The 7544-nt window shown below is 68.8% G+C and carries 9 protein-coding genes; 5 read left to right on the top strand and 4 right to left on the bottom strand.

Going from position 1 to position 7544, the window contains the following annotated elements; all coding sequences use genetic code 11:
• Window positions 1-396: YafY family protein (locus tag DBR23_RS30440; protein WP_233250365.1), on the bottom strand; the 396-nt coding region annotated here is incomplete at its 3' end.
• 138 nt (window positions 397-534) lie between these two features.
• On the opposite strand from DBR23_RS30440, the gene DBR23_RS09535 reads away from it, so the two are divergent.
• Both DBR23_RS09535 and DBR23_RS09530 read left to right on the top strand, forming a co-directional pair.
• Window positions 535-1263 (top strand): NIPSNAP family protein, encoded by a 729-nt coding sequence (locus tag DBR23_RS09535; protein WP_108498086.1) that lies wholly within the window; start codon window positions 535-537, stop codon window positions 1261-1263.
• Between the two features lie 50 nt (window positions 1264-1313).
• Window positions 1314-1850 carry a hypothetical protein gene (locus tag DBR23_RS09530; RefSeq protein ID WP_108498085.1) on the top strand — a complete coding sequence of 179 codons (537 nt, stop codon included), beginning with the start codon at window positions 1314-1316 and terminating at the stop codon, window positions 1848-1850.
• A 100-nt stretch (window positions 1851-1950) separates the two neighbouring features.
• On the opposite strand, the gene DBR23_RS09525 is transcribed toward DBR23_RS09530, so the two are convergent.
• A complete protein-coding gene (locus tag DBR23_RS09525) occupies window positions 1951-2844 on the bottom strand; it encodes an oxidoreductase (RefSeq protein ID WP_108498084.1) in 894 nt (297 codons plus the stop codon).
• A 157-nt stretch (window positions 2845-3001) separates the two neighbouring features.
• Between DBR23_RS09525 and DBR23_RS09520 the strand changes: the two genes are divergently transcribed.
• Window positions 3002-3985, top strand: a complete 984-nt coding sequence (locus tag DBR23_RS09520) for a LysR family transcriptional regulator (protein ID WP_108498087.1) — start codon at window positions 3002-3004, stop codon at window positions 3983-3985.
• A gap of 18 nt (window positions 3986-4003) precedes the next feature.
• On the opposite strand, the gene DBR23_RS09515 is transcribed toward DBR23_RS09520, so the two are convergent.
• Complete coding sequence (locus tag DBR23_RS09515) at window positions 4004-4786, bottom strand: SDR family oxidoreductase (RefSeq protein WP_108498083.1); 783 nt, start codon at window positions 4784-4786, stop codon at window positions 4004-4006.
• Window positions 4787-4921: 135 nt separating this feature from the next.
• Between DBR23_RS09515 and DBR23_RS09510 the strand changes: the two genes are divergently transcribed.
• Window positions 4922-5848, top strand: a complete 927-nt coding sequence (locus DBR23_RS09510; protein WP_108498082.1) for a LysR family transcriptional regulator — start codon at window positions 4922-4924, stop codon at window positions 5846-5848.
• Between the two features lie 77 nt (window positions 5849-5925).
• On the top strand, window positions 5926-6627 hold the full coding sequence (locus DBR23_RS09505) for an aspartate/glutamate racemase family protein (protein WP_108498081.1): 702 nt from the start codon (window positions 5926-5928) through the stop codon (window positions 6625-6627).
• A 6-nt stretch (window positions 6628-6633) separates the two neighbouring features.
• Here DBR23_RS09505 and DBR23_RS09500 read toward each other — a convergent pair whose 3' ends face one another.
• On the bottom strand, window positions 6634-7542 hold the full coding sequence (locus DBR23_RS09500; RefSeq protein WP_233250364.1) for an alpha/beta hydrolase: 909 nt from the start codon (window positions 7540-7542) through the stop codon (window positions 6634-6636).
• Window positions 7543-7544 lie beyond the last annotated feature (2 nt).

The following is a 7544-nucleotide window of genomic DNA, read 5'->3' as shown; positions in this document are numbered from 1 at the left end:
GTACCAGTCCACCGGGTCCAGGTGCAGGCGCGTGCTCACGCGCTGCGCGTCGTCGCGCCAGGCGGCGGGCAGTGCGGCCAGCAGCTTCAGGCGCGCCCCCGCCACATCGCCGCCCAGACCCAGGTCCTGCGCAGGGCCGGGCAAGCCGCTCAAGAAAACGGCCTGCGCCTCCGACGGCGTGAGGCCTGTGAGCGTGGTCTTCCAGCCCGGCAGCAGCGCAAAGCCACCGTGGCGCCCCCGCTCGGCATAGATGGGCACACCCGCAGCGCTGAGCTGGTCCACATCGCGGTACAGCGTGCGCACCGACACCTCCAGCGCCTCGGCCAGCGCCTGCGCGCTCATGCGACCGCGCGTTTCCAGCAGCATCTGGAGGGACAACAAACGGCTGGCGCGCATGGGTTTTGGCAGGGGTGGTGCAAAAAGACAGAACACCAAAGATAGCGCAAATACCTGCCATGGGTTGGCAGGTATCGGTGCGCACACTGCAGGCCTGTCTTTGCCTTGTTGCCCCCCCTACCTTTTCAGGAGCCCCCAATGCCCACCACCGATCCCCACGCCATCGTTGAACTGCGCCAGTACACCTTGCACCCCCAACAGCGCGAGGTGCTCATCGACCTGTTCGACCGGGAGTTTGTGGAGACCCAGGAGGCGCTCGGCATGCGCGTGCTGGGCCAGTTCCGCGACCTGGACCGGCCCGACCGGTTCGTCTGGCTGCGCAGCTTTGCCGACATGCAGGCGCGCCACCGCGCGCTGGAGGGCTTCTATGGCGGCCCCGTGTGGGCGGCACACCGCAACGCCGCCAATGCGACCATGATCGATTCGGACAACGTGCACCTGCTCTGCCCAGCCTGGCCCGGCGCCACGGCGGCCCTGCCACACCACGCAAGGCCGCAGCCTGGCGCGCAGGGTGCCACCGCTGGCGTCCTGCAGGTCACCGTGTTGCCGTTGCGGGAACCCGCCACACCACCACTGCTGGACTTCTGCCGCCACCGCGTGACGCCCACCCTGCAGCGCGGTGGCGCGCGCGAGATCGCCTGGTTCTGCACCGAGCCCAGCCCCAACACTTTTGCCCGCCTGCCGGTGCGCGAAGGCGAACCCGTGCTGGTGGGCCTGGCCCTGTTTGGCGACGAGGCTGCGCTGACATCGTTTACCGACAGCGGGGCCTGGGCGCGTGACGTGGTGCCCGGTCTTGCGCCCTGGCTGGCGGCAGAGCCCGAGGTGCTCCGCCTGCAGCCCACCGCGCGTTCGGCGCTGCATGCGTGACGCACCGCACACCTCTCCCCCTGACGCATCAACCACCACGGAGCCCCACCATGTCCACCTCAGCCCGCCTCACTCCCATCCCGTCGCCCACCGTGGCGCCCAGCGCTGCGCGCGACTTCGATTTCCTCATGGGCCCCTGGCGCATTCGCAACACGCGGCTGGTGCGCAGGCTCGCGGGCTGCAACGACTGGGAGGTGTTCGACGCCACGGGCACCGCACGTCCATTGCCCGGTGGCATCGGCAACTTCGACGACTTCACGCCGCTGGCATGGAAGCCCGGCTACGTGGGCATGGCACTGCGTGTGTTCAACCCCGTGACGCAGCGCTGGAGCATCTACTGGCTGGACAACCTCACGGGCGGCCTGGACCCGGCCAACGGCCTGCTGCTGCCGCCCGTGGTGGGTGGCTTTCAGGACGGCGTGGGCCTGTTTGAAGGCGATGAGCTGTTCGAGGGCCGCCCGGTGCGCGTGCGCTTCGAGTGGTCGCAGATGCACACCGGCGCCCCGCGCTGGCAGCAGGCGTTTTCGGACGATGGCGGCGCGACCTGGGAGGTGAACTGGGTGATGGAGTTTGCACGGCCTGTGTGAGCGTGGTCAGCCCCCAGCACCAGGCCCAAAAATGGGAGACCCAACAGCCGCTGCCGCCTGACGGCAGGGTGCTGCCAGCTACCCCAAGAGGAGCAGGGACTCACGCCGCCTGAAGCGCGGCTTCCTGCACCGGGAAGTCTGTGGACGCCGCCACCGCACGCCACTGCGCCGTCTCTTTTGCCACAAAGGCATGTTTTTCGGCAATGGTCTGCAGCGTGTCCGTGCCCAGCGGCAGGCGCAGCGGCGGCGTGGGGCTGGCCACCAGCTGCATCACGGCCTGGGCCAGGCGCACCGGGTCGCCGGGCTGGTTCAGGTTGATGCGGCGGGCGGCCTCGCGCACGGCACCGGCGCTCTCGGCGTAGTCGTCCAGCACCCGGGGCGACACGGCCAGCGAGGCGCTGTCCAGAAACTCGGTGCGGAAGTACCCCGGCTCCACCACGGTGGCGTGGATGCCCAGCGGCGCCAGCTCGGCATGCAGCGCCTCGGTGATCCCCTCGACCGCGAACTTGGTGGAGCAGTACAGGCCAAACCCGGCGGCCGACTGCACGCCGCCCAGCGACGAGATGTTGACCACATGCCCGGCGCGGCGCGCGCGCATGGTGGGCAGCACGGCGCGGGTCACATGCAGCAGGCCGAACACGTTGGTGTCGTACAGGCGCCGCACCTCGTCGGCGGTGGCCTCTTCCACCGCGCCCAGCAGGCCGTAGCCTGCGTTGTTGACCAGCACGTCGATGCGGCCGAAGCGGTCGAGCGCCGCGCCTACGGCATGGCGGGCCTGGGCCTCGTCGGTCACGTCCAGCGCCAGAGGCAGCAGGGCATCGTGTGCGCCCAAGCGCTTTTCGACCGAGGCGGCATCGCGCGACGTGGCGACCACGGCATCGCCCTGGGCCAGCGCAGCCTCGGCAATGCGCGCGCCGATGCCGCGCGAGGCGCCGGTGATCATCCAGACGCGGGGATACGAGGAATGGGTGGTGGTGGCTGTGGTGGGAGTCATGACAGGTCCTTGAGATGGTGTTGAGCAATGGGCGGTGCCCATGGCGGTGAACTTTAGGCAATCCATTGCCATGCGACTAGCCCATAATCTCTGGATTCATTCGCAAGCAATGCTTGTCAATACACCACGCAGCCGCCCCGCACAATGCCTGTCCACCATGGCCATCAATGAACTGCGCGCCATCGCCAACTTCGTCAAGGCCGCCGAGCTGGGCAGCCTGCGCCAGGCGGCGGCCGCACAGGGCATCACGCCGCAGGCGTCCAGCCAGCTGCTGGTGCAGCTCGAATCGCACCTGGGCGTGCGACTGTTCCACCGCACCACGCGCAGCCTGAGCCTGACCGAAGAAGGGCGCCAGTTCCTGGTGTCGGCGCAGCCGGGCCTGGCCACGCTGCAGCAGGCGGTGCAGGGCGCGCGGCGCGGGCGCGAGGCAATGGCGGGGCCGCTGCGCATCGTGGCGCCGCGCTCCATCCTGCTGGAGGTGATCTGGCCGGTGCTTGACGAGTTCTGCCGCCGCCACCCGCTGGTGGAGCCCGATGTGCAGCTGGACGACCGCATCGGCAACTGGGTGGAAGACCGCGTGGACGTGGGCTTCCGCTCGGGCTACCCGCCCGAGGGTGGCGTGGTGGCGCGGCGGCTACTCGCGCTGCAGCTCATCGTGTGCGCCGCGCCCGCCTACATCGCACGCCACGGTGCGCCGGCCAGCATCGATGACCTGGCGCAGCACCGCTGCAGCGGCTTTCGCCATGCGTCCACCGGCAAGCCCATGCTCTGGGAGTTCCAGGTGGGCGACGACATCGTGGCGCGCACCATCCACCCCACCTTCTGCACCAACGACATCGAGGTGGAGGCCCGTGCGGTGCTGGGCGGCCACGCGGTGGGCCAGCTGGTGGGGGTGACGGCCGCGCCGCTGGTGCGCAGCGGCCAGCTGGTGCCGCTGCTGCCCCAGCATGTGGCGCAGCACCTGGCGCTCTACGTGTACTACGGCAGCCGCACGGCGCTGCCAGCGCGCGTGCGGGCCTTCATCGACCTGGCGGTGGAGATGGTCGCCAACAACCCCGCCTACCTGCTCACGCCCAAAGAGCTGGCGACCCACGGCCCGACAATACAGAAAAAGCCCCGGGCGCGAAAGCCCACACAGTGAGCGCCGTGCTGACCTCCCTCAAGCCGCAAACCCGCCGTCGATCAACAAGCTCGCCCCCGTCACCATGCCCGACTCCGGGCCGGCCAGATAAGCCACCATGCCCGCGATCTCGTCGGGGTGGGCGTGGCGGTTCAGGGCCATCAGGCCGTGCATGTCGCCCGCCATGGGGCCGTCGGCCGGGTTCATGTCGGTGTTCACGGGGCCGGGCTGCACGTTGTTCACGGTGATGCCACGCGGGCCCAGGTCGCGCGCCAGGCCCTTGGTCAGGCCCACGATGGCGGCCTTGCTCATGCCGTAGACACTGAACCCCGCCCATGGCACACGGTCGGAATTGGTACTGCCGATGGTGATGACACGGCCATACGCGCCGCCCTGGCCCATGTGGCGCACGGCGGCCTGGGTAGCCACGAACACGGCGCGCACATTCACGTTGAGTGTGTGGTCAAAGTCGGCCAAGGCAAAGCTGCCGATCTCGCCCGCAATGGCCACGCCTGCGTTGTTGACGAGGATGTCCAGGCGGCCCAGCTCGCGTGCAGCGCGGTCCACGACCTGCGTGAGGGCGGCAGCGTCCGCGCTGTCAGCCTGCAGGGCCAGGGCCTTGCCACCGCTCGCTTCAATGTCCGCCACCAGCGCCAGGGCGGGCGCGGCGGAACAGCTGTACGTGAAGGCCACGGCCGCACCGTCGCGTGCCAGACGCCGCACGATGGCCGCGCCAATGCCGCGCGCGCCGCCGGTGACAAGCGCAACCTTGCCCGTCAGGGGCTGGTGTAGTACAGGGGATGTTGCCAACGCAGAAGACATGGTGTTTCTCCAAATAAAGTGATCAGGAAGGTTCAGCAACGAACCGGGAATAGCTGCAGTGTCGGCAATCCATTGCTCTTCCGGTAGCCATCAATGGGATGAATCTATTTCAACCTTCAGTTGAAAATACAGTCCATGCAACCCCTGACCCACCTCGAATCGTTCGTCAAATCAGCCGAGTCCGGCAGCTTCTCGGCAGCTGCTCGGCTCATGGGCCTGACGCCCGCCGCCGTGAGCAAGAACGTGGCGCGGCTTGAAGCCGGCCTGGGTGTACGGCTGTTCCAGCGCAGCACGCGGCGCCTCACGCTGACCGAGGGTGGGCAACGCTTTCTGGCACAGATTAGCCAACCCCTGTCGGACCTGAATGACGCGGTAGACCACGCCGCAGAGTCCGATCAGCAGCCCGCAGGCACGCTCAAGGTCAGCGTGGGACTGGGCTTTGGCCGCGCATACATCGTTCCGCTGCTGGCAGAGTTTCTGCAGCGTTACCCAGCCATCCAGCCTGACTGGCGGTTTGACAACCGATATGTCGATCTGATCGGCGAAGGTTTTGACGCAGGCATCGGGGGTGGCCTGAACAGGAACCCGGACATGGTGATGCGCGTGCTGGGCCCCACACACCTGGTGGTGGTGGCATCCCCCACGCTTCTGCGGGGCCGCAGGAAAGCGCCACGCCAACCCGCAGACCTGGCGCAGTGGGATGGCATCGTGCGGCTCAACATCCGCACGGGGCGCATCAACGTCACAACGCTGCGCAACAAGGCCGGTGACGCTGCACCCGTGGAGCTGCGCCCACGCATCGTGTTCGACGACCCCGAGGCCATGTGCCAGGCCGCGCTGATGGGCCTGGGCCTGGCGGTGCTGCCCATGCCGTTTGTGCAGCCCTGGCTGGCGCGTGGCGACCTGGTGCGGGTACTGCCCGGCTGGTGGGCCGACGCAGGCCCGACCTCGCTGTACTACCCCAGCAAGAAGCTGCTGCCCGCACGCACCCGGGTGTTTGTGGACTTTGTGCTGGAGCAGTTCACCACACGCGGATTCGCGCAAAGGGTGCGCGGAGACTGACGGTAGCAGCGGTTGAGCCGAGCCACAGCAGCGCTGTTGGCAATAATGGGACTTTGCAACCGCCCTGGACCACCGTCATGCCCCAACACATCGGCATCGTGGGCTGCTCCGCCGAAGGTGCCGCCCTGTGTTACCGCACCCTGTGCGCCGAAGGCGCCGCATTGCTGGGCCGCCCGCATGCGCACCCCGAGGTGACGCTGCACACGCCGTCGCTGGCCGACTATGTGGACTGCCTGGACCGGCATGACCTGCAAGGCGTGGCCGACCTGATGCTGGCCTCCGCCCACAAGCTGGCGCGTGCAGGTGCAGATTTTCTGATCTGCCCCGACAACACCATCCACCAGGCGATGGACCGGGTGCTGCCCCACTCGCCGCTGCCCTGGCTGCACATTGCCGAGGTGGTGGCGGCCGAGGCGGCAGCGCGCGGCCACCGGCGCCTGGCACTCACAGGCACGCGCTGGCTGGTGGACAGCAGCGTGTACCCCGATGCGCTGCAGGCCCGGGGCCTGCAATGGGTGCGCCCCACCGAGGCCGAGCGCAGCGAGATCAACCGCATCATCATGGACGAGCTGGTGCCCGGCGTCATTCGCCCCGAGGGCGTGGCCATGTTCCAGCAGATCATCGCCCGCATGCAGCGCGAGGACGGCTGCGATGCCGTGGTGCTGGGCTGCACCGAGATCCCGCTGATCCTGAGCGACACCAACTCCCCGCTGCCCACGCTGGACTCCACCCGCCTGCTGGCCCGTGCCGCGCTGCGGCGGGCCGTGCAAGCGGACTGAACGCAACTACTTGAGCCGCTGCGCCACCACCGCATCCAGCGAGGCCATGAAGGTCTCCACGGCCCGCGTGTAGGCGCTCTCCAGGCCCAGCTGCGCGTTGATCTCGCCGTGGGTCAGCTCCAGCGGCAGCACCTCGGCACGGCCGCCCAGGTCGCGCACGCGGCGGGCCATGCCCTGGGCCTGCAGGCAGGGGTGGTCGGGGCGCTCGGTGGAACAGACCAACTGGAACGGCGGCACCGGCCCCGACAGTGCGTGGTACGGCGACACTGCGGCCCAGAACAACGGGTTGGCACCCATCACCTCGTCATAGAACGGGTAGTGCGGCGCGGTCATCACCACCGGCACATTGAGCGCCGCGCTGTCCAGCGACACCGTGCCCAGCCAGGGCCAGGCCCCCTCGCGCTGGGCCAGGGTGGGCGATGCATTGATGAGCGACACCAGGTGCGCGCCCGCTGAATGCCCCATCAGGATGAACCGCGATGCATCAGCGCCCCAGCTGGCGGCACGGCTTTGCGCGGCGGCCAGTGCCATGGCCACGTCCTGCGCCTCCTGCAGCACGTTCACGGCGGGGTACAGGCGGTAGTTCACCGAGATGAACACAAAGCCCTTGGGCACCCAGCGCGCCACCTTCTCCTGCACCACGCGGGACATGGCCTTGTCGCCCGTGCGCCAGGCGCCGCCATGCACCATGAAGATCACCGGAGCGCGTGTGCCGCTGGCCTCCGCAGCGCTGCTGGCGGCACCGCCAGCGGCGGGCAGGTAGACATCCATGCGCTGCAGCGGGTCCGCACCATAGGGCACATCGGCCACGCGCTGCACACCGGCGGGCAAGGCCACAGCGGTGTCGCGCACCTGCGCGAAAGGCCCCAGCCCCCGCAGCTGGGCGTGGGCGGGTGGGGTCAACACGGCGGCCAGCT

This window comes from Acidovorax sp. HMWF018, assembly GCF_003061035.1.
Classification (GTDB): Bacteria; Pseudomonadota; Gammaproteobacteria; order Burkholderiales; family Burkholderiaceae_C; genus Acidovorax; species Acidovorax delafieldii.
Note: the sequence above shows the minus strand (reverse complement) of the source record. Positions and strands in the feature narration are given on the sequence as shown.